This window comes from Foliimonas ilicis (assembly GCF_039939195.1).
Classification (GTDB): Bacteria; Pseudomonadota; Alphaproteobacteria; order Rhizobiales; family Rhizobiaceae; genus Foliimonas; species Foliimonas ilicis.
The window spans coordinates 1-335 of record NZ_JBDUUH010000045.1 but is presented as its reverse complement, the minus strand read 5'-3'; the positions used below and the strand labels follow the sequence as shown (position 1 = coordinate 335).

1 pseudogene is annotated in these 335 nt (G+C 63.6%); it reads right to left on the bottom strand.

Going from position 1 to position 335, the window contains the following annotated elements:
• Nucleotides 1-335: pseudogene (locus ABFT80_RS28015) on the bottom strand (IS21 family transposase); the annotation flags it as partial.

Below are 335 nucleotides of genomic sequence, written 5' to 3'. Positions count from 1 at the left end.
TGCCCTCCTGAGCCTGTCGTAACGGGCGCAGTCGGCGACCGGCTCATGGGCAAGCCGAAGCGCATCCGGGATTTGCAGGGTTGCAGCGGGAGCCGGGTCACGGCTTCGAGCCAGAATATTGATGATCACCGAGGCGGAGCAGACGCCGTGATCGAGCGCTTCCTGACAGGCAGCCTCCACGGCCGTGAGGCCATCCCCTGGAACACAGCCGAGAATGGTGACCATCTGTCGATCACCGTCATCGACGCTCTTCAACCGTTTGCGGACCTTCTCCATCGCGGCTGGCAGAACCCATTCCCGGAACGGAGCCCCATTGCGCAAAGCGCCGGGTTTGC